Genomic DNA, 21,152 nt, shown 5'->3' on the forward strand with positions numbered 1-21,152 from the left:
GTGGGTGATTGTTGCCTCATTTGGGTAGAATGTGTCGCTTTAATAATAATACTTAAAACCGCATCACCACCCCTCTAATAAGTGGTGATGCTGGATTTCGAAATACAGGTAGTTCATTCCAGACAGGCTGGATCAGCAGTTACGAAATTATTGGCAACCCATTGGTTGCTGCCTGTACAGTTTGGATCTATTCTATCCTTTAGGTCGAAGGGTAGATTGTTCTCGGCAGTATTCCCAAGTATTAAGTTATTAGATGAAGATTGACTGGTAATTACAATCCCTCCAGAATCTCCGGAAATACCATCACCATTATTCATTACTGTATTTTGTACTATCGTATTATTGTCTGAGGCTTCCATCTCTATTCCAGCTCTCTGACTGCCTGTTACGAAGTTAAAAGCCACTGTACCGAAATCATTATCGGCCTCAATGCCGTCACGGTCACTGAATTCAATATAATTCTGTATAACGCTACTGAAATCTCCCTGCATGTCGATACCATCTTCACCACTGAACTGTATATGATTTTTTATGGCGGTATTATTGTCGCTTCTTAGATCTATGCCATCTTCTAAGCTGTTAGTGATTGTCATATCTGAAATGGTATGGAATCCAGTGCCAACTACAAATATTCCATAATTGCAGTTGTTTACCGTTCCATCAGTAACAAGAGATGCCATGCCGGTGATACGAATACCCGCTGCATCGGTAAATAGTGGGAGGTTGTCAAGATTGCATGTTAGCGTATACCCATTCATATATAGACTCCCTGAAGGACCTTCAACAATGAGACCATTTTGGTTATCTATGTCTATCGGGCAGGTAAGATTCTCTGTAAGTACAGTAGGGGTTGTAATAGTATCACCACAATTGACAGCAGTTGCGCTGTTGGATGCAACAAACAGAATTGCGGTAAAAGTGCTTATTTTATACGATTTTCGAAAATTAATCATTTGTATCTCCTTTATTGATTTGAAAGTTATTGATGGCGAGTAAGTTTCCTGGCTAATTAGATCTCGCATCAATTTTGCATTCTGTCTCAATAGTCGTTTTTCTTAAAAGTATGATTGGTAATTTACTATCTGTTTTTTATTTGATTTTATTCGGGTTTCTAAAGTTAGGTTTCTTAAGGTTTGGCAGGGTAGGATATATTGTAGTTATTAGGTGAGGCTCTTATTGGCGACTATTTTACAATAAATCTTTATAAGCCATTTTTAATGGGTGATTGCTAGGTGAGTCTGCTCATATTTTGGTTGGTTTTTGGGGGAGGTTTTTTAATTGTTTTAATGGTCAAAGTTCTAGTTTCTTTGTGGGGATTTTTAAGGGTGTGTTTGGGTTTTTGCTGCAAAATAATTTAACTTATATTAAGGTCCTTGAAAATGTTTATACTATTTTTCCGATTTGGATAGTTGCAGCCTGCTATGTAAACTAGATAACAGGGATGCCATAAATTTAGTCTTATTATTCTTAAGGAATACCTGGGGTTTCCAAAGTCTCTTGACGGAAAAAATATTTAATGAGCCCCCAGGCTTTCAATTTGAGGGGCAAGTCGCTTGCTAAATTTCTGGCAGAAGTGGGTGTTTGGGGGGCATTATAGGCAACGTAGCCTCGCTGGCCGTCTGGTTATAGTAGTTATTTCGAGGCTCCTGGTGGTTCGAAATCTCGCCCGAGCAGGTCTAGAGTGATCTCACCAAATCGCGTGAGCAAAATATTTTCTGCCTCATCCATTGCGTCTTTTAATGTGGCGTTAACGGCATGTTCAATAACGCAGTTAGTGTGTTCGTCTGTGAGGCCAATGGTAAAAACTGAGCTGTCTCCCAGTGCTTTATGGATATCCAGAAGTGTAATTTCATCCAAGGGCTTCGCGAGTGACCAGCCCCCATTGTGTCCTTTACTGGAGCGCACGTACCCCTGATCCCGCAATAGCGCCATGGTTCTGCGAGCCACCACAGGATTGGTGAGGAGCATAGCTGCCATCTTGTCTGAAGTAACCGGCTTGTCGGTCATGTTTAAATGAATCAGGACATGAAGTGCCCTGGATAGTCGGCTGTCTTTACGCATAAATCACCTAGGTTTCCGTCCTGTAGCTTATCACGAAACTTTTTCTGTTACGTGTATTGTCTAGGTTCGAATATTTATGTAACAATAAAAGTTGCATGATATTGGAGAGGTGACTATGGATACGGATGTATTGATCATCGGTGGAAGTTTTGCCGGTTTATCTGCGGCGATGCAGCTGGTTAGGGGAAGGCGTAAGGTCGTTGTACTGGATGCTAAGAGACCTCGAAACCGCTATGCAAAAGCGTCACACGGCGTGTTTTGCCTGGATGGAAAGGCACCAGAGGAGATCCGAACCACGGCGCTTTCTCAACTACAAGCTTATCCGAGCTTCCAGCTGGTTGAAGGGGCTGCGGATAGTGTGGATGTCCAGGAAGAGGGTTTTGTTGTCGCTGCACAGGGAGGTGCCACTTTTAAAGCGAAGAGGCTGATTCTTGCAACGGGTATTACGGACCAGCTACCTGATATCCCCGGGGTAAAGGAGCGCTGGGGTAGGAGTGTGATTCACTGTCCCTATTGCCACGGTTATGAGCTGAGTGATCGCCCTTTAGGTGTGCTGGCTACCAGTGAGCTGTCTTTCCACCAGGCGGCGATGATTCCCGATTGGGGCGCAACTACCTTGTTTACCCAGGGCCAGTTTAATCCGCAGGGGGAAGTGCTCGATCATCTGCTGGCTCGGGGAGTAATGCTGGAAGAAGCCCCGATTACGCAGTTGGAGGGAGAGGGGGATAGTTTAAGTGAAGTTGTTTTGGCGGATGGCCGCAAGTTGCCACTGGAGGGGCTCTACGTGAGCCCCAAAGCGGAGTTGACCTCTCCGTTTATCGATAAATTGGGGTTGGAGCTGGAGGAGTCTTTTACCGGGCGGATTGTGAAGGTGGATGGCTTTAAGGAAACTTCTGTAAAGGGAGTCTTTGCTGCTGGGGATTTATCCAACCCGATGCAAAGCGGAACCTTTGCGATTGCATCCGGCACCATGGCGGGTGTTGGAGCTCATCGCTCGTTGATATTTAACCAGTGACTTTTAAAGACCGGTGGGGGTTCGTTGGAGATATGCCACAAAAAGAATTTGGTATCTTTAGGGCTAAGGAGCCTCTGAATAACTCCATGATACCTCTGGCGTGCAGAGCGGTTCACAATCAAGGCGCGGCTTCGCAGGAATGTCTAGACCTTTCAAGAAGTCGCAACGCGGAGTGTGAATCGCTCTGCAAGCCCCGAAGGGCGGGCCTTGAAGGCCACAGCTGCTGCGTTGCAGCTCTTGCCAAGGGCTACGGCCATTCGCGGCGAGCTGCGCCTAACATCTGCAGCCTTCAAGACCCGCAGAGGCATTATGGAGTTATTCAGAGGCTCCCTAAGTAAGCGGCAGGAGCGGATTTGTGCTCCTGCCGAAAAATATCAGCAGTTCACAGCGTTTACTGCGAGCCCGCCGAGAGAGGTCTCTTTGTATTTGCTCTGCATATCGATACCGGTTTGACGCATCGTCTCGATAACGCTGTCCAGCGGTACGATATGAGCGCCATCACCGCGCAGGGCCAGGCGTGCGCCGTTAATGGCTTTTACGGCACCCATGGTGTTGCGCTCGATACAGGGAACCTGCACCAACCCGCCGATTGGATCGCAGGTAAGGCCGAGGTTGTGTTCCATACCAATTTCAGCAGCGTTTTCAATCTGCTGGTTGGTGCCGCCCTCTACGGCGGCCAAGCCGGCAGAAGCCATGGAGCAGGCTACGCCGATTTCTCCCTGGCAGCCCACCTCAGCGGCAGAAATAGAGGCATTCTTTTTAAACAGCATACCGATAGCGCCAGCGGTGAGCAGGAATTTCACTACCTGGTCTTTCAATTCACCGTGAATTTTGCTGTCGTGTACAAATTCCACGTAGTAGGCGATAACGGCGGGAATCACACCGGCGGCACCGTTAGTGGGTGCGGTGACGATGCGCCCGCGCGCGGCATTTTCCTCATTGACGGCGAGGGCAAAAAGACTAACCCAGTCGAGGATGGCGAGGCCGTGGTTGCGCTCTTCCGGGCTCTGTTTACTCAACTCCCGGTAGAGTTCGGCAGCGCGGCGGCGAACATTGAGGCCGCCGGGCAAGATGCCATTCTGGTGGCAGCCTCGCTCAATAGAGGCATCCATTACTTTCCAGATATTCCACAAACGGTCTTTGACCTCCTGCTCGCTGCGGAAGGCTTTTTCGTTTTCCATGGCCAGCTCGGCAATAGTCCAACCGTGATGATCACAGATCTTCATCAGCTGTTCTGCATTGCTGAAGTCATAGGGCAGAAGGGTGGCGATTTCCTCTTTGTGAGCGAAATCTTCTTCAGAGAGCACAAAGCCGCCGCCGATGGAGAAATAGCTGCGCTCGAATAGCAGCTCTTCGCCAGCGTAAGCCTGGCAGGTCATTCCGTTGGAGTGCTGGGGAAGAAATTCCTCCATATGGAAAACCAGATCGCACTCGCGAATAAATTCGATATCCTGGTCACCGTTTAATAACAGGCGGCGCTCGCTCTGGATTTGCGCAATTTTCTCGTCAATCGAGTCGACATCAATGGTGTCTGGAGATTGACCCAGAAGCCCCATCAGTACCGCCATATCGGTACCGTGACCAACCCCGGTCAGGGCCAGCGAGCCATACAAATGGACTTGTACGCGGTCTGTGCGGGGCAGCTGTTCACGGTCTTGCAAATCCTGCACGAATTGGCGGGCAGCGACCATAGGGCCCACCGTGTGGGAGCTGGAAGGGCCAACCCCAATTTTGAAAAGCTCAAAAACGCTAATACTCATAAATATTCTCTGCGCCGGGCTGCATCCTGCGGCAGCCCTCCCTAAAGGATATAGTTGCACTATTTAGGGGCGCACTTTGCCTTATGAGTCGCAACAATCAAGATGGTGCTCCCCATTCCGTACAAAATTCTATTAGCAGCAAATTTTGCGGAATTTATGAGTTCCCAGACCTTAAGCGTATAGACAAGCTACGGCGCTTCCGCGACCAAAACCGCTCTCTTGGGCGCGGGGTGACCTTCCACGGTTTTGTCTGGCGATTCCGGGTCGAGAAAATCTGCCAGGGATTCGAAGTGCATCCAGTCGGTGCGCCGCTGTTCCTCCAGGCTGGTGGTGTTCAGGTCCACGGTCCTGGGGTTGCGGAAACCGCACTTGCGCAGCCAGCTCTCCAGGGTGGCGCAGCTGGGGAAAAACCACACATTGCGCATCTTTGCATAGCGGTCTTCAGGTACCAGGCAATCGCCGAGTCCGCCGTCGATAACCAGTGTCTCTAATACAAGCTGGCCGCCGGGGCGGAGGGTCTCGCGCAATTCGCGCAGGTGGTCCATGGGTGAACGGCGGTGATAGAGCACCCCCATGGAAAAAGTGGTATCGAAAGCGTGCAAGTTTGCCGGGAGCGCTTCAATACCCAGGGGCAACAAATCCACCGGCGCTTCCTGGCCCAGGTATTTTTTCAGGGCGTAAAATTGCGCGACAAATTTGGCCGAGGGATCAATACCGATTACCCGGCGCGCGCCGGCACCGTAGGATCGCCAGCAGTGGTACCCATTGCCACAGCCCACATCCAGCACCAGTCGATTTTTCAGTGGTGCCAAGTGCGGAAGTACCCGATCCCATTTCCAGTCGGAGCGCCACTCAGTATCAATATTTAGTCCAAATAACTCCCAGGGGCCTTTGCGCCAGGGGTGTAATTTGCGCAGCTCCCGCTCCAGGGCTTCGAGTTGTTCCGGGCTGGCATCAGCGGCAGTGCCCGTGCTGACTTTGCTGTTGAGTTCGATAGCGGAGGGCGTGATTTCCGGTAGGGCTTGCACCGCTGCGCGCCAATCGGGCAGGTCGCCCCAGCGATGAGGACTCAGGTTTTCAGCCACCTGTGTTGGCAGCTGGGCCAGCCAGGTGCGCAGGGCGGGAACGTGTTGCAGGCCTTGATAGAGTTGGGTGTAGTCAATCACGGGGTACTTACTTTTCCGGCGCGCCTTTGATGGCGATTAAAGAGGCAAAATTAAAACACTGGAACCAGACATCGACACTGGTAAAGCCGACATTTTTCAGTCGTGTGCGATGGGTATCCAGGGTTTCCGGAATTAATACATTCTCCAGGGCAGAGCGCTTCTGTGCGATTTCCAGCGCGCTGTAACCGTTGGCGGCTTTAAAGGAGTGATGCAGTTCGATCATTAACTCGTTGTGGGCTTTATCGGCGAAGTCCACTTTCTCGGAAATAATCAGAATGCCGCCGGGGCGTAAACCATCGTGGATTTTCTGCAGGATTTCTTCGCGCTCTTCCACCGGAATAAATTGCAGGGTGAAGTTGAGCACGACGACCGAGGCATTTTCGATAGCAACGTTTTGCAGGTTGTCGCAGATAAGTTGAACGGGAACCTCGCCGCTATCGGCTTCGAGTACTGTGCGCGCCTGATCAACCATGGCTTGCGAATTGTCCACGGCGACGATTTCACAGTCGGCGGCGGGAATGCGATGGCGCATGGCCAGGGTTGCCGCACAAAGGGAGCTGCCCAGGTCATAGCAGCGGCTTCCGGCTTGGGCGTAGCGCTCTGCCAGGGTGCCGATCATGGCTACGATCGTGGTGTAGCCGGGCACGGAGCGCTTGATCATATCGGGAAAAACTTGCACCACCTGGCGATCGAACTCGAAGCCAGCTACTTGGCCCAGTGGGTTTGCAAAAATATTGTCGTGTTTACTCATTGGAACTTCGCTAGAGGATAACGGCGATAGATCGGCGCCGGTTTTTGGCCGGCGCCGCAGAGCTTCTCCGGACAAATTGCCGGGGAATCGTCGAGCTCCAGTTAGAGCTTCTCTTCCTTCAGGTTGAGTTTGGCTGCCGCTTCGCTACCTTGGGGACCGGTAACAATGGCGGTACTGGCCTTGCTCGGGTTCAGATAGGTGGCACCGACGCGTTGCAGGTCTTCCAGGGTAACTTCCGTAACCTGTTTGCGGAATTGCTGGCGCGTCTCGTGGGTGCGGCCGTAAAGGCCCGAGTGGAAGTTCTTCTTGGCTTCACCTGCGGGGGAGCCGGGTTTATCCAGACCGCCGACGACGCCGAGGATCGCTTCCTCAACCTGTTCTTCCTTGTGCTTCTCTTCGGTCAACCACTTCAGGGATGCGTCGAAGTCCTCCAGGGTTTCACCCATACGCGGATCGCGGTAGGAGTAGAAGCGGAATACGCCAATATTGCTGTCGTGGCCGGCACCGCCGCCGTAGGCGCCGCCCTGTTCGCGGATGGTGCGATGCAGGAAGCCGTTGCGCAGGAAGCCGCTCAAAACCGACAGCGGTGCCGCATCCGGGTGGGACATAGGCACAGTGGCGTAGGCCTTGGCACAGAAGTTCACCTGGCTGTTGGCAACCCAGAGTTCCTCGATTTGTTTGCTCTCGAAAGGTGCAGCGGGGTTGGCTGCGGCGATGCTGGAAGTCGAGGTCAGTGGCATCAGTGTCTGGCTGAAATCGCCAATTTTCTCTTCTTCTCCCACCAGCAGGAACTGGCGCGGTGCTGCGAGGATTTTCTGGTGGATAGCCTGGAATTGGGTGGAAAGGTCTTGCAGGCCTTCCTCTTTTTCCAGTCCGGCAACCAGGGCTCGCAGGTTGCGCAATCCCAGCAGACCACCGCTGGCATGGCTCTCCCAGGCGGCACGGTTGTAGCCGGCGCTGGCGGCAGCCATGGCGAGGGCGTGGCCGTTGCCGACAACACCCTGTTCGCGGCGGGCGAGGGTTTGCAGTAGCAGTTCCTTGATGCGGGCGTGCTCGTCGAAACGCACCTGCTCCATAGTGGCTTGCATCAGTTCGGTCAGGCCGCCCTGATTGCGTGCCAGCGCTTTACCGGACAGGATAAAGTGGCCGGACAGGTGATCCAGGTTGTCGATGGCAGTGCGGCTGCTGGTGAAACCGTGCAGGGCGCCCACCACGCTGGTCTGCCACTGCTGGACTTCCAGGTAGTCTTTTTCACCCAGGCCAACTTCGCTCAGTACCTGGCAGTAGTAGGGCAGCAGTTGTTTTTCGGTTTCGGTAAATTCCGGTAGCGCGCAGACCATTTGTTGGTAAACCAGGCCGTTGGTGCCCGCGCTATAGCGGGTCAACTTCTGTGGACCCAACTCTATTGCTTCGCCTTCGACATCGGGAAGCTCTGCGGGAATATCTTCCACGCCGACCTTGGGCAGGATAGAAGCGTCGTCCTCGCGGTTTTGTCGATCGGCCAGGGCTTTGGCCGTTTCGACAATCTGTGCTTTTTCTTTTTCGCTGAGAGCGGCTTTGATTTCCGCCAGCTGGTCTTTCTCCGCCTGCTCGCGGCGCGCAGCCAACTGCTCATCGGGGCTCAGTACCATACGTACGCGATGCTGGTTCTCCAGCAGAAGTTCACGGGCTTTATTGGCGATAAACTTCGGATCTTTGATCTGCTCGCGCAGACGCTCCAGGGTGGCATCGATATTCAGCAGGCCGATGGCATCGCCACGGTGAGTGGCGCCGGTCAATGCGGTGAGAATCAATTGCAAGCCGAAGGGGTAGCCGTCGCCACCAATTTCCCGCTGTTGTAATTCCAGCTGGTGCAAGCTGGCTTCTACCTGTTCGTAGGGGATGCCGTTTTCCGCCACGTCCCTCAGCACGTCGAGAACCTGTTGCTCAAGCTCGTCGGCACTTTCGCGTTCGCTGCCTTCAATACCGCAGACAAACACTAGTTCGCGTTGGGAATCGTCCAGGCCAACCAGCGGCGAAGGGGAAGTGCCCAGGTCGGTGGTTTCCAGCAGCTTCATTAGCGGTGAAGCGCTGTTATCCAGCAGTACGCCGGCGAGCAGGTGTGCGGTCAGGGCCTCTTCAAGATCGGTGACATCACCCAGTAGCCAGCTCAATACGATATGGGTCTTGGCCTTCAGAGGCTCGCCATTTAACGGGTAGTGCTCTTCGACTTTCAGCGGCGCCTGGTAGCGGTCTTCGCGCCCAACGGAAATGGTCTTGTCGAGTTTCTCGAACTTGTGCAGCGCTTTTTCTTCAAACGCGGCCTGGTGTTCCGCTGCGGGAATATCACCGAAAGTCATAAAGGTGGCGTTGCTGGGGTGGTAGTGGCTGCGGTAGAAGGCAACCAGCTGCTCGTAACTCAGCTTTGGAATATCAGTAGGTTCGCCACCGGAGTTGTAGTGATAGGTGGTGGTGGGGAACAGGTATTTGCTCAGGGTGTGCCACAGCTGCGAGGTGACGGAGCTCATGGCACCTTTCATCTCATTGAACACGACACCTTTGTAGACGAGCTCGCTGCTCGCATTATCCGCTTCGGCAAATTCCAGGCGATGGCCTTCCTGGGCAAAGTCCAGCGGGTCCAGGCGCGCAAAAAATACCGCATCCAGATAGACGTCGAGAAGGTTGTCAAAATCCTTTCGGTTCTGGCTGGCAAACGGGTAGGCGGTCCAATCTGAACTGGTGAAGGCGTTCATAAAGGTATTGAGTGAACGCCGGATCATCATAAAGAAGGGATCGCGCACCGGGTACTTGTCACTGCCGCACAGGGCTGTGTGTTCAAGAATATGGGCGACACCGGTGGAGTCTTCGGGCACGGTGCGCAGGGCGACAAGGAAAACATTTTCCGAGTTGTCTGCGGCGATGTGCAGGTGCTGGGCACCGGTCGTAATGTGTCGGTATTCCTCGACGCGCACGCCGAGAGAATCAATATCTGCGCTGGTAACCAGTTCAAATGCAGGATGTGAGTTGCTCAAAAGACAGCTCCCTGGAGTTATATGAATTTTCTGGCCGGCCACTGCTGCCGGCGAAAGGGCGCTATTCTACCGCTTGCACACATCGGAAAGACAGTGTTGACAAGGATGCCAGTAGGGCGAAGACTTCGCTTGCCGAAGCTACGGCATAAATGTAGACGAACACGGAGATATTAGAGGTTGTCCTGGTTGGATATTGCCAGTGTCATTGGCTTTTTTATCACATGGGTGGGTTACACTGTTTTTGCGCGAAAAAAAGCCAAAGAAACCTGGTGCCTTACTTCATCCCTTCAGTGGTACCGCGTTGAATGGATGATGCGTATGCTCGATAGGGATATGCGCATGGCCGATACCGCTATTCTCAGTAACCTGGAGCGAGTCATTGGTTTTTTTGCCTCCACCAGTATTCTTATCCTGGCGGGTTTAGTGACGGCTTTGACGGCGAACAAGGCCGCCATCGAAGTGCTTACCAGTTTGCCTTTTGCGGAGCCCACCACCGTTGAGCAGTTTGAGCTCAAGGTGATGTTGTTGATCCTGATTTTTATCTTCGCCTTTTTCAATTTTACCTGGTCACTGCGCCAGTACTCCTTCGCCAATGTACTCATTGGTGCAGCACCGCCGCCGGAAACTGGTGATCTATCCGAGGAAGAGCGACGCCGGTTTGCCATCAGTACAGCCAAGGTGATCGACCATGCGGGCCACAGTTACAACTACGGTCTGCGCTCTTATTATTTCTCAATGTCAGTGCTGGGCTGGTTTATACACCCAATCCTGTTTGTTGCCGGATATTTGTTTGTTGTCTGTGTTTTATACAGGCGTGAGTTTCTGTCCCGCGCACTGAATTCAATTTTGGCGGCCCGGGAGGGCGGGCTGGAGCGCCAGCAGAGGAAAAAATTTGATGAAAGACCGTGAAATCCTGGCGGCTTTTGATGAAGTCGCTGAAATGCGCGGCTGGCAGTCACTGCATACCCCAAAAAACCTGGCCATGGCGCTATCTGTGGAAGTTGCAGAGTTAGGGCGACACTTTCAATGGTGCAGCGATAAAGATATCCAGAATCTAATGGCAGGCGACAAGGCCGAGCAAGTTGCCGCTGAACTGGCGGATATTCAGATGTACTTGAGCAAACTGGCCGCTGTACTGGGGGTTGATATGGAAGAGGCGCTACAGCGCAAATTCGCTGAGAACCGCCGCCGATGCAATGAGGCTTTGCAAGGTGAGGGCTCCGATGGGTGACAGCCTGCATAAAGATCGAAACTTTGACGATCTCGCTCACCGTTTTCGCAACCGTATCTATGGCGGCCTTAAAGGGGATATCCGCCTGGCAGTGCTCAACCGGGATCTGGCGCCGCTGTTGGGGAGCGAGCAGCGCATTCTAAAAATCGTTGACGCTGGGGGTGGCCAGGGCCACTTTGCCATGGATCTGGCTGAGGCTGGGCACGAGGTTTTTCTCGCAGATATTTCTGCGCAGATGCTTGAACTCGCAGATGCGGAAATTCGCCAGCGCCATCTGCAAAAGCAAATGACCTTGCTGCATAAACCCCTACAAGAACTGCCGCAAATAGAAGCGTTAAAGGGCGCAGACCTGGTAATTTGCCACGCTGTGCTGGAATGGTTGGAACAGCCGCAACAGGCATTGCAGCAGCTGCGCAGCCTGTTAAAGCCTGGAGGGCATCTTTCGCTCACTTTCTACAATCGGCGTGCCCTTGAGTTCCGTCTATTACAGCGGGGCAGCTTTCGCCAGCTGGACCGCAATATTGAAGGGGATAACTGGGGTGGCCACCCTGGCAGCCTCACTCCACAGAATCCACTTTTGCCGGAATGGGTGGAAGACTGGTTGACCGAAGCGGACTTTTCCGTGGTTTGTCACAGCGGCATCCGCTGCTTCCACGACTTTATGACGCCATCAATCCGGGAAAAGTTGCCCGCGTCGGCCATTGTGGAAAAGGAGCTTGAATACTCCCAGGTGGACCCCTATCGGCAATTGGCCAGGTATATCCACCTGCTTTGTAAGGTTTAACCAAGAATGCTCAGTAGCAACTCCTTGGCGGCGTTGATACGCGATGCCAGGTAATCGTTGCCGCCGCGATCTGGGTGGAGTTTTTGGATTAATTTGCGGTGTGCACTAATGATTTCATCTCTGCCAGCATCGGCATCAACGCCAAGGATACGGCGCGCTTCGTGTTCCGAGAGTGGCGGGCCCTCGGTGTTGTGTGGCGGCGGATGTTGAGTGGCCCCTGGGTTTGGGCGCCTGTTTGAATACTTTTCAAACAGTGGCATCAACCAGGGTAAATAACGGGAGAGCTGACTGAGTAAGCGGCCCAACACAGGAAGAATGAGCACCAGCGCTGCTCCTACCCAATGCAGGCGCCCGGTAATAGCCAGCACAACCACTATTGCGGCGACGCCGGCGATGCTGGCCATAAAAATCTGCTTGCGCCGCTCCTGCGGTGAGCTAGATTTGATTTTTTGCCAGAGATACCAGGCACCGATGGCGATTAAAATCAGTAAGATTAAGCGCGCCAATGACGACTCCTTATAGTGTTGATCTGCCAATGTTTGTTCTGCGTATCATAGAGTCCTCTTAACTACTTGATTCGCGGATTAATATTACTTGATCTGGGAGGATAAGCGCCTTAGAGCTATCCTGACAAAAGAAAATACCTGCACTTGAGAAAACAGTATGCAATACGACAAATTTCAGATACCCGATGCGGACCAGGTGCTGCCCGGTCGGCCCCAGCCGATGGAGATCAGTGGCACCCACTTTGTAAATGGCAACACCATTAAAGAGCCATTCCCTGAGCACCTGGAAGTCGCCATTTTTGGTATGGGATGCTTCTGGGGCGCAGAGCATGTGTTCTGGGATACGGATGGTGTGTTTGCCACTGCCGTTGGCTACACTGATGGCGCCACCGAAAACCCGAACTACGATGAAGTCTGCACCGGCCGTACAGGGCACGCAGAGGTGGTGAAAGTAATCTTTGATCCCAAAAAGGTGAGCTACGCAGAACTCCTGCGGGTCTTTTGGGATCACCATGACCCAACCCAGGGTATGCGCCAGGGTAACGATATCGGCTCCCAGTACCGTTCCTGTGTTTTCTGTCTGAACGAAGGCCAGAAACAGGAGGCGGAAGCGAGCAGGGCGGCTGTGCAAGAAGCGTTGGACGCCAAAGATCGTGGGTCAATCACCACCGAAATTAGCATGGCTCAACCGTTCTACTACGCCGAGGAGTACCACCAGCAATATATGGCTAAGAATGAAGACGCGGTTTGCCCAATTCTTCGCAACCCAATGCATGACTAAGAATTGATAGATTGCAGAAGCAGGCGGCGCGGTGACTGCTGCCTGTTTTTGTGATGCTTGGCACAGTTACTTTCCCGTCACTTTCTTTTTCCCACCTACCTTCACCAAGTTAGTTTTCCTGCATTTGGATGTAGACAAGTTTTGGCCAAAGTCTAAAAAATTAAGCCTGCAATCTAAAGTTATCTGCGCTCTCGGCGCGTAAAGTCTTATCTCTAGGTTAGCGTAGAGAGTGCCTTGGAACGCTGCATTACTTGATGTAGCGGTGGCTTAAATATAGGAACAGGTTACAAGTTTCGCTTTAGCCGCGTACTTAGGCACAGAGACATAGTAATGAAATACGATAGCAGGTTTAAGGAGAGATAATGTGGGTAAATAGAATTGCGAGAGCACATAGAGGGGTTAAAACCTGGGGATTTTCGCAAAGTTCACCTCGGAGCTGGGTGCACTATGCCAAGTATGGTCCGCGTGGAATATGTGCCGCGCTCAGTGCGCACTGGATCAAGACTCATGCGGTAGATGATAAAAGCCTACCAGACAAGCTTGGATTAACTCCATGCTCTATAACTCTAGGTCCAATAAGATATCCCACTTATAGATCGCTTAATACAGGTGAATTAGTCAAGGTGGCAAAGGATTTTCATTTTTGGACTAACGGGGGAGGTAGGCAGAGGGATAATATCGATAATTGGTTAATTCACAATGGTCTTACTAAGGCGAAGGAGTATTGCACTAGTTGGGCAGATTTAGCCCTACAAAACCTTGCACCAATAGTACCGGGCAATCCGCAGCCACCTGCAAACCCCATTCCACCGGTTAATAGATGTCTTGTAAATGCATTTGGACGCTTTCAAGAAACCTATGGATATGTTTCTATTAGTTCACGGCGTGCTGGACATGCAATAGCTGTTTGGATCGCGGATGAGCGTATTCCCACTGAGGTTGGTGCTCTGTTCTTTGACCCAAACTATGGTGAATACCGCTTCCCATCAAAAAATGATTTTCTTAATTTTTTTGATGCTTTTTATCGCCATGCTTATTTGTCACGTTGGCAAGCTTACTCGGGTCAATGGAATGTTAATGCTTACAAGATAAGCGCTTGGTAATAATTTTTAGTTTTGAGTAAGTAGTGTTGAGTTTCAGGTAATGAAATGGCAAGAATAAATCTGATTTAATCGCGACTTGTTGAGGGTGAGTTCACTGGTGTGCACAATAGTCGATCCAGCTGTCGGGATAGGAGGCCGGCAACTTGCCCGCCGTTACCGATAGAAATTAATTTAGGTGTAATGGGTCGCCACTGCTGTAAGTCCGCTAAATGTAATCACAATCCGTAGAGATATTGTGAGATTATTTAAAGGTTCCCTCGGTTATCAGGGGCTCTTGGAGGCCGGTCCCCTTAACTTACCTTTAATTACCCTATGTCGAAAAGCGCCTAAAACCTAAAAATATTTATCCAGTACCCAATGAGGCCGACTTTGTAAATGGCAATACCATCAAAGAGCCATTATATGGCTAAGAGTGAAGATGCGGTTTGCCCTATTCTTCGCAACCCAATGTACGACTAAAAATTGTTAGATTGCAGAAGCCGGCGGCGCGTTGAATGCTGCCTGTTTTGTGCTGAGCAGAGCTCCCCCCCCATCGATTTTCTTTTTTTCTGCATTCTCTAAGTTTATTTCCCGTTATTGGGCTGTCTTCAACTTATGTCCAAGATTTAGAAACTAGCGCTCATATCATTGAGTCGATTATGGGGTCTAGGGCATAACAGTGCACCTGGTTGTGGCTGCTTGACCTGGGGAGCTTCAAATTTCGATTAGCTTGAGGCAAAGGTGGTAAAGGAGAGGCTCATCTTACCTTAATTGCAAATCCAGGCTTTAGCGCGAAAGCAGCATGACGAAGCTTGTGATGACATCGGTACCCAGCACCCAGGCTATCTAGGCCCATAGGATACTTCATTATGCCGGATTGCTAAGGAAACCTAATTAATAGTTATGCGCAGTTGCCTCATGATCGGATGTATTCAATCAAAATACCACATTACTGTGGAGGAACTTCTGAAGGACCCTGTATTACTATTGCATCCAATAACTAATATTCTATTGATGCACATCCTAACTGTCTAGGAAGCGAGGTATCGAAGTAAATTAGGGGGATATGAATATGAGCAATATTGAACATGAATGAGATGGGGGACACTTAAAAGCGGACATCTGAAACAAAATAATAACTATATGCGTTATGGTATAACTAGTTTATAGGAATTCTGCCTGTTTTCATTATTTGGTGATTATCTATGGATTTGTTGGGGGTCTTCAGATGTATCTGGACGAATGCCCCGTATTTTACAATAACGATCATGCTTATTGGGGGGTAAGGATATGGTGGATTATTATCTGAAACCAAGGAGTTAAAAACTAAAGCCCATAAAATAAAGCATTTAGAGGTTCCTCAAGATAAAATATAGAAATTATTAGCATCATAAGAAGAAGTGAAAACAATGGGTGTAAATTCAGTCGGTAGCACAAGAGCAACAAGTGGAGCGCCTCAGCATAAAAATAACACACAAGGCAAGCGATCCGCTGAGCGTAATACATGTCGAAAAAGATTAATCGAAGTGCGCAGGACCGATCTCTGTGACCGAATTTTTACTAGATTCTGTGGCAGAAAACAAACTGATCACGCCCCAAAGCCGTCCGTCCGAATCAAATAAAGACTAAGTCACTAAGCCTAGGGGACATAAAACCTACGGTTATGTCCACATTAATTTACAAAAGTCCTCACCGTGCAGCCTTATTACTTACACATGTGAGTTCCGATCAACAGAATGGCATGATTGAACAGCTAGATCCAGGCCAGCAAATGAAGTTACTTGGAGGCTGTCGGGACCCAGGAATGGATAAGCTCGCGGACAAGCTTTGTCAAAATTTGAACAACAGTCAAATTTTTGATGGATATCTAAACGCAACCGATGGAAAGTACCTGAGACGGAACTATACATGCTTTATTCATAGGATTAAATCCGATAACAATCTATTCTTTGGGCTCGTATCATATCTTTTTGATGGCTCAGTAGCACTGATGTCTGTGATGATCCATAAGCAAAACCTTGCGCTCGCTGCAATTTTATCTACCCAGCTGAAACCTGAACAGCAACATAATATTTTCAAACAATTATTTCCTGATCGGCAGTTGAAGCTGTTGGTAAACCTTCGAAGTAATAACTTGGGTGCATTGGCAGATAAGTTGTGCGGAGAAATGAGCTATAAAGAAAAGGAATCTCTGATACACTTCAATGCAGTTTTACTGGACAAAGGGAAGCTTGGTGAAAACTGCGCACATGAGGTGAAAGATTTCTATAGTAGGCTCGGTGGTGAAGCACAAGAAAAAAATATTGGATGATATTAGGGTGCTGCATACAGGAAAGGGTGCGAACGAAGATCATTATCGGACAAGAGGGGATATGCTGCTAAATTTTTTAGGTGCATAAATTTAGAAGGTAATAGCTGATACCTAAGCTTTGAAATTTTCATTTTAGCTAATATTGACTCTAATAATTAAGGGGGTAGGCATCTGTAGATGAAATATCGCAGATGCTCCTTTCCCCTAGAAACTGTTTCATAACTTCTTTAGCGTAATTAACATGCAGGCAATATGGAAAAAACTCTGTAAGAAGATAACTATCGATCCCACTGACGACTAAACTGTAGTAGTTCAGATTTGGTCTGAACTAATCCAACTGATGCTTACTACCATATTTCCAACAGTCAGTCAGCCGTTTGACAAAATGCCGCATCAGCAGCACTGTCTGTTTACTGTGATTATGCTGATTCAGCGGTGTGCTGTCTTGTGGCCCAGGTGGGATCTGACGAACAATAAACCCGTTGGTCCCGCATCTTTGTGATTGCGACAGTCATTTTTTATGCGCTAATTTTATATCGCCGTCGCAGCGTTGAAGAAAAACACTTTCTACCCGGTGGGGCAGAATCAGCCTGGGTTCACTACTCCACTCTCATTGCCACAATTGCTGCCCTGTACCTGTTCTGCTGGTTTTCCGTAAGCAATACCCGGACTGGGAATTGCGCCTGTGTGCACCCAACTCCTCGGATCATCATCTTGACAGGTACATTGAACCTAAGACCCCACTGCTCAGTGCCGTCTTATTAGTTTTGTGACTCTGTGACCTATAAAAAATGCCCAAATCCTAAAGAAACAGCACGGGCGATATGAATAATTGAGCTGTTGTATTAAAAAGCGTAGAGATCCTATCACCATGCCCCCGCAGTCCATTAAAGCCATCTTTATAATAACTATCCTCTCCCTCCTTACTGCTTGCAGCAGTGGAGGGTCCGGTAGCAACGAGAGTAACAACGAAGAGACACCTGCCGTAGAAGAGACACCTGCCGTAGAAGAGACACCCGATATTCCTAATCCACCACAGGATTTCACCCTAAGCTTTGAGCCCGTTAAGTTGTTCCGCTTTAGTTGGACCGATACCGGCAACGCCAGTCATTACCATTTACTGGAAAACTCAGATGGGCTATCTGGGTTTACTCCTGTCGCAGAGCATATTCCCCAGGGGAGTGAAACCATAACGCTAGAAGTGCCGCTCTACGCGCGGGCAAATGCTCAGTACCTACTACAAGCTTGTAACGGGGAGGGTGAATTGGAGCAGTGCAGTGACTCAGACCTTATCTCAGTGAGCGACGCATTGGTCGCTGCCATTGGCTACCTCAAGATCGATGATACCGAAGAGCTCTTCTCTGTCAGCCTCAGTGGTGATGGCCACACCCTGGCCGTAGCTAATCACAGTGAAAATGCAGTCTTCCTGTTTATCAGAGAGGGGGGAGTGTGGGTGCAGGATGCCAATCTCAAAGGCAATAATACTGAAGAGGGTGACGAATTCGGGAGCTCTATCAGTCTCAGTGCCGATGGTCAAACTCTGGCTGTTGGTGCTCATTTTGAGGGTAGCAGCGCCCAAGGTATCAATGGCGATCAACACAACAATGATGCCCCAATTGCTGGGGCGGCTTACGTGTTTGTACGAGAAGCCAATACCTGGCAACAGCAAGCCTATCTCAAGGGTAGTAATACTGAAGAGGGGGACGCTTTCGGGAGCTCTATCAGTCTCAGTGCCGATGGCCAAACTCTGGCTGTTGGTGCTGTTTCTGAGAGCAGCAGCGCCCAAGGTATCAATGGCGATCAACATAACAATGATGCCCCAATTGCTGGGGCAGCTTACGTATTTGTACGAGAGGCCAATATCTGGCAGCAGCAAGCCTATCTTAAGGGCAGCAATACTGAAGAGCGTGATGAATTCGGGAGCTCTATCAGCCTCAGTGCCGATGGCCAAACCCTGGCTGTTGGTGCTGTTTCTGAGAACAGCAGCGCCCAGGGTATCAATGGCGATCAACACAACAATGATGCCCCATTTGCTGGGGCAGCTTACGTATTTGTACGAGAGGCCAATATCTGGCAGCAGCAAGCCTATATCAAGGCCAGCAATACTGAACAGGATGACTTTTTCGGAATGGCTATCAGCCTCAGTGCCGATGGCCAAACTCTGGCTGTCGGTGCTGATCTTGAGGACAGCAGCGCCCAAGGTATCAATGGTAATCAACACAGCAATGATGCTATAAGCTCTGGCGCAGCTTACGTGTTTGTTCGAGAGGCCAATATCTGGCAGCAGCAAGCCTATCTCAAGGGCAGCAATACTGAACAGGGTGATCATTTCGGGTTCCCTATCAGTCTCAGTGCCGATGGCCAAACTCTGGCTGTTGGCGCTATTTTTGAGGGCAGCAGTGCCCAAGGTATCAATGGTGATCAACACAATAATGGTGCTATAAGCTCTGGTGCAGCTTACATGTTTGCACGGCAGGCCAATACCTGGCAGCAGCAGGCTTATCTCAAGAGTAGCAATACTGAGCAGGGTGACTCTTTCGGAACGACTATCAGCCTCAGTGGCGATGGGCAAACGCTGGCTGTTAGCGCATATGAATACCCAGTAGACCCGGATGGATCCTCAGCGATAGAGATCTATACTTACTAATTATTTTTGCTCGCGACTCTAATACCCCCTCACATTAAAGCGGGGGGGATTAGCATGCGACAGACAGTTGTATGATTATTAACAGGTTACTGGTATTCTTAATACTTACAGTTTTCAGAAAGGTATAGGAGCAATCCCATATGCACATCCCCTCCGCCGTGCTGTTTATACTCGAGGGTACCTCTAAAAAATCACATCCTCATTTTTTCGCTCAACAGCCGCGTCGCTGAAGTGGTGGACTGGCCTTGAGTCTGCCTTCGCTAGCTCCCCTTTAATATTTCTATAAAGAGTTCTCGCCAGGCGTTCACCCGATACGCTGAAATGCCAACCAAAATCCGGGCCTATCGCATTTGGACTCTACAACCTATGAAAATGCCCGAAAGCATAAAGTCATTATGGTATCCGGGGTTAGTGGGTCACTTCATAAGCTACATTTAAAAGCCAAGAGACTCCAGCACTATACCCCCGCAATCCATTCTGGTGTTGACTCTAGTAATCACAAAGAGGAACCTGCCGTATCAAGCATACCCAGTACGCCACAGGATCCCGCCCTAAGTTTTGAAACCATTAAACTGTTTTGCTTTAATTAAATTGATACCTGCAATGACACAAATTGTTGGTTTCGGATAATAAGAGTAATTGGTAAGAGTGGGCTCAGTTGGTAGAGCCGGAATCTATCTCAATCAAGTGAAAGAAAATGATGAGCTGCTACCAACGGAGCGAGATCGAACGATGCCAGATTTACAGTTTTAGAACATCCATGCATTCTTAGAAAACAATAGCAAAACCGTTAGAGAGGTATCTCGCAATGATCGACTAAAAGCTGCAGTGTAATACTTAGGATATCGCCCGGGACAAGAACATAAGCTTGCAGCGCTAAGACGCTAGCAAGTGTATAAAGCACAGAGGGTGACTGATGGCATGTGGAAACAAATAGAGGCCCTAACTCAGACCACAGCAAGTCGTAAGCTATATGAAGAGGTGTACGGGGTTGTCGTTACACGGTGAGATGATCTACCAACAAATTTATTTAGATCGGAAAATTATGAAGCTAATACAAGCACCTTAGGATTGCATCAAAGTCCCATGGCAAGTGCTACGATAGGTGTGATCGACGCGGTTAATTACTGACTATGCCTGAACGCAAGACACTATTTACTGTTATTGTTACATTGATATGTAAACAATCAGACTTGCTGGCTGAAGCAGCGATTAGTCGCAAGGTAAGTTTCGAAGATAAAATCAAAACGATTACCTTTGATAGTAGTCTCGAATTCGCTGAACAAGAAACAATTGTAGATTGCTTAGAAGTAGATATTTTACTTTGTTCACCCATATTTATCTTGGTAGAGAAGAATCAGTGAGAATACAAACGGCTTGGAGCGAAAATATTTCCCAAAGGATGCCGGTTTTAATAAGGTGATGGCCGAGCAGGATCAATTTGTAATGGATCTTTTGAACAGTAGATCAGGAGCGAGTAAAAGAGGATGGCCGTCAAATGAATTATTTGCCAGGCCACATGGTGATCCACTTGTGGAATAAAGAATCGTAGTTATTCCTTGGAATAAAAATTAATCATCGTGTAAAGATTTTTCCATATTGTCTAGATGGTGGTTATGTAAATAAAAATGTGGAAAAGTAGACCAATGTAAATAAGCTGGAGTATTCCCTGGCTAAATAACATGAGTCGATAAACTTATTGTGTGGCGGTTGTGGAATATATAATCGAATAAGTTCGAATATATGAGGGGGTGTTGGATTCCGGCGAGGGTGTCGATAACTGAATAAAGTTCACAAAAGTAAGAAAAAATACCAAATACCCGTTAATAAAGACCAATTCCTAAAATTATCAGACCAAAAAATAATGAAAATAATGGGTTATGTAAAATAATGACGCCTTCACCATTTGACATCAGGTATAAGCATTTAATCAATATACGTCGAATGAGTGGTTGTATACGCAATATAAGGGTTGTATATAGATGGTTAATTGTTCTATCTGAAGTTTTTATTTCTATGACACCCGCAGTATTTTCTTACTGATAG

At 49.2% G+C, this 21,152-nt stretch carries 16 protein-coding genes; 9 read left to right on the forward strand and 7 right to left on the reverse strand.

Annotated elements, in window-relative coordinates:
• Positions 1-113: 113 nt before the first annotated feature.
• On the reverse strand, positions 114-953 hold the full coding sequence (locus ACYX4J_RS08390) for a right-handed parallel beta-helix repeat-containing protein (RefSeq protein WP_445361648.1): 840 nt from the start codon (positions 951-953) through the stop codon (positions 114-116).
• Between the two features lie 679 nt (positions 954-1,632).
• Complete coding sequence (locus ACYX4J_RS08395; protein ID WP_444933457.1) at positions 1,633-2,061, reverse strand: Rrf2 family transcriptional regulator; 429 nt, start codon at positions 2,059-2,061, stop codon at positions 1,633-1,635.
• Between the two features lie 115 nt (positions 2,062-2,176).
• Here ACYX4J_RS08395 and ACYX4J_RS08400 point away from each other — a divergent pair, with 115 nt between their 5' ends.
• On the forward strand, positions 2,177-3,076 hold the full coding sequence (locus tag ACYX4J_RS08400) for an NAD(P)/FAD-dependent oxidoreductase (protein WP_476178353.1): 900 nt from the start codon (positions 2,177-2,179) through the stop codon (positions 3,074-3,076).
• A gap of 374 nt (positions 3,077-3,450) precedes the next feature.
• Here the strand turns inward: ACYX4J_RS08400 and ACYX4J_RS08405 are convergent, their stop codons facing one another.
• The 4 genes from ACYX4J_RS08405 to ACYX4J_RS08420 form a co-directional block, all read right to left on the reverse strand.
• On the reverse strand, positions 3,451-4,836 hold the full coding sequence (locus ACYX4J_RS08405; RefSeq protein WP_476178354.1) for an L-serine ammonia-lyase: 1,386 nt from the start codon (positions 4,834-4,836) through the stop codon (positions 3,451-3,453).
• Between the two features lie 188 nt (positions 4,837-5,024).
• On the reverse strand, positions 5,025-6,002 hold the full coding sequence (gene cmoB / locus ACYX4J_RS08410) for a tRNA 5-methoxyuridine(34)/uridine 5-oxyacetic acid(34) synthase CmoB (protein WP_476178355.1): 978 nt from the start codon (positions 6,000-6,002) through the stop codon (positions 5,025-5,027).
• Positions 6,003-6,009: 7 nt separating this feature from the next.
• Entirely contained in the window at positions 6,010-6,753 is a 744-nt protein-coding gene (gene cmoA / locus ACYX4J_RS08415; RefSeq protein ID WP_476178356.1) for a carboxy-S-adenosyl-L-methionine synthase CmoA, read from the reverse strand.
• A 101-nt stretch (positions 6,754-6,854) separates the two neighbouring features.
• The gene (locus ACYX4J_RS08420; RefSeq protein ID WP_476178357.1) at positions 6,855-9,764 is read right to left on the reverse strand and encodes an insulinase family protein; all 2,910 of its coding nucleotides are present in this window, start codon (positions 9,762-9,764) and stop codon (positions 6,855-6,857) included.
• 177 nt (positions 9,765-9,941) lie between these two features.
• Here ACYX4J_RS08420 and ACYX4J_RS08425 point away from each other — a divergent pair, with 177 nt between their 5' ends.
• From ACYX4J_RS08425 to ACYX4J_RS08435, 3 genes are read left to right on the forward strand one after another with little or no spacing between them, the layout of a single operon-like run.
• On the forward strand, positions 9,942-10,673 hold the full coding sequence (locus ACYX4J_RS08425) for a DUF599 domain-containing protein (protein ID WP_108733516.1): 732 nt from the start codon (positions 9,942-9,944) through the stop codon (positions 10,671-10,673).
• Positions 10,660-10,995, forward strand: coding sequence for a nucleotide pyrophosphohydrolase (locus ACYX4J_RS08430; protein WP_476178358.1), 336 nt, complete (start codon positions 10,660-10,662; stop codon positions 10,993-10,995). Before ACYX4J_RS08425 ends, ACYX4J_RS08430 begins: the two co-directional genes overlap by 14 nt.
• A complete protein-coding gene (locus ACYX4J_RS08435; RefSeq protein WP_476178359.1) occupies positions 10,988-11,779 on the forward strand; it encodes a methyltransferase in 792 nt (263 codons plus the stop codon). Before ACYX4J_RS08430 ends, ACYX4J_RS08435 begins: the two co-directional genes overlap by 8 nt.
• On the opposite strand, the gene ACYX4J_RS08440 is transcribed toward ACYX4J_RS08435, so the two are convergent.
• The gene (locus ACYX4J_RS08440) at positions 11,776-12,285 is read right to left on the reverse strand and encodes a DnaJ domain-containing protein (RefSeq protein WP_476178360.1); all 510 of its coding nucleotides are present in this window, start codon (positions 12,283-12,285) and stop codon (positions 11,776-11,778) included. The two genes, ACYX4J_RS08435 and ACYX4J_RS08440, sit on opposite strands and share 4 nt — an antisense overlap.
• A gap of 157 nt (positions 12,286-12,442) precedes the next feature.
• On the opposite strand from ACYX4J_RS08440, the gene msrA reads away from it, so the two are divergent.
• The 5 genes from msrA to ACYX4J_RS08465 all read left to right on the forward strand — a co-directional run bounded on the left by msrA (position 12,443) and on the right by ACYX4J_RS08465 (position 20,470).
• Positions 12,443-13,066 (forward strand): peptide-methionine (S)-S-oxide reductase MsrA, encoded by a 624-nt coding sequence (msrA, locus tag ACYX4J_RS08445; RefSeq protein WP_444897012.1) that lies wholly within the window; start codon positions 12,443-12,445, stop codon positions 13,064-13,066.
• Between the two features lie 623 nt (positions 13,067-13,689).
• Positions 13,690-14,169 (forward strand): YopT-type cysteine protease domain-containing protein, encoded by a 480-nt coding sequence (locus ACYX4J_RS08450; protein WP_444908015.1) that lies wholly within the window; start codon positions 13,690-13,692, stop codon positions 14,167-14,169.
• Between the two features lie 1,720 nt (positions 14,170-15,889).
• Entirely contained in the window at positions 15,890-16,459 is a 570-nt protein-coding gene (locus ACYX4J_RS08455; protein ID WP_444897014.1) for a hypothetical protein, read from the forward strand.
• Positions 16,460-17,330: 871 nt separating this feature from the next.
• Positions 17,331-19,106 (forward strand): FG-GAP repeat protein, encoded by a 1,776-nt coding sequence (locus tag ACYX4J_RS08460; protein ID WP_476178361.1) that lies wholly within the window; start codon positions 17,331-17,333, stop codon positions 19,104-19,106.
• Positions 19,107-20,239: 1,133 nt separating this feature from the next.
• On the forward strand, positions 20,240-20,470 hold the full coding sequence (locus tag ACYX4J_RS08465) for a hypothetical protein (protein WP_444897016.1): 231 nt from the start codon (positions 20,240-20,242) through the stop codon (positions 20,468-20,470).
• The last annotated feature ends 682 nt before the right edge of the window (positions 20,471-21,152 follow it).

The organism is Microbulbifer sp. ABM4_008 (assembly GCF_056311705.1).

Bases quoted from the DNA above. Each gene is read 5' to 3' on its own strand.
- ACYX4J_RS08390 (WP_445361648.1), bottom strand. From the start codon at position 953: ATGATTAATTTTCGAAAATCGTATAAAATAAGCACTTTTACCGCAATT.
- ACYX4J_RS08395 (WP_444933457.1), bottom strand. From the start codon at position 2,061: ATGCGTAAAGACAGCCGACTATCCAGGGCACTTCATGTCCTGATTCAT.
- ACYX4J_RS08400 (WP_476178353.1), top strand. From the start codon at position 2,177: ATGGATACGGATGTATTGATCATCGGTGGAAGTTTTGCCGGTTTATCT.
- ACYX4J_RS08405 (WP_476178354.1), bottom strand. From the start codon at position 4,836: ATGAGTATTAGCGTTTTTGAGCTTTTCAAAATTGGGGTTGGCCCTTCC.
- cmoA (WP_476178356.1), bottom strand. From the start codon at position 6,753: ATGAGTAAACACGACAATATTTTTGCAAACCCACTGGGCCAAGTAGCT.
- ACYX4J_RS08430 (WP_476178358.1), top strand. From the start codon at position 10,660: ATGAAAGACCGTGAAATCCTGGCGGCTTTTGATGAAGTCGCTGAAATG.
- ACYX4J_RS08435 (WP_476178359.1), top strand. From the start codon at position 10,988: ATGGGTGACAGCCTGCATAAAGATCGAAACTTTGACGATCTCGCTCAC.
- msrA (WP_444897012.1), top strand. From the start codon at position 12,443: ATGCAATACGACAAATTTCAGATACCCGATGCGGACCAGGTGCTGCCC.
- ACYX4J_RS08455 (WP_444897014.1), top strand. From the start codon at position 15,890: ATGATTGAACAGCTAGATCCAGGCCAGCAAATGAAGTTACTTGGAGGC.
- ACYX4J_RS08460 (WP_476178361.1), top strand. From the start codon at position 17,331: ATGCCCCCGCAGTCCATTAAAGCCATCTTTATAATAACTATCCTCTCC.
- ACYX4J_RS08465 (WP_444897016.1), top strand. From the start codon at position 20,240: ATGCCTGAACGCAAGACACTATTTACTGTTATTGTTACATTGATATGT.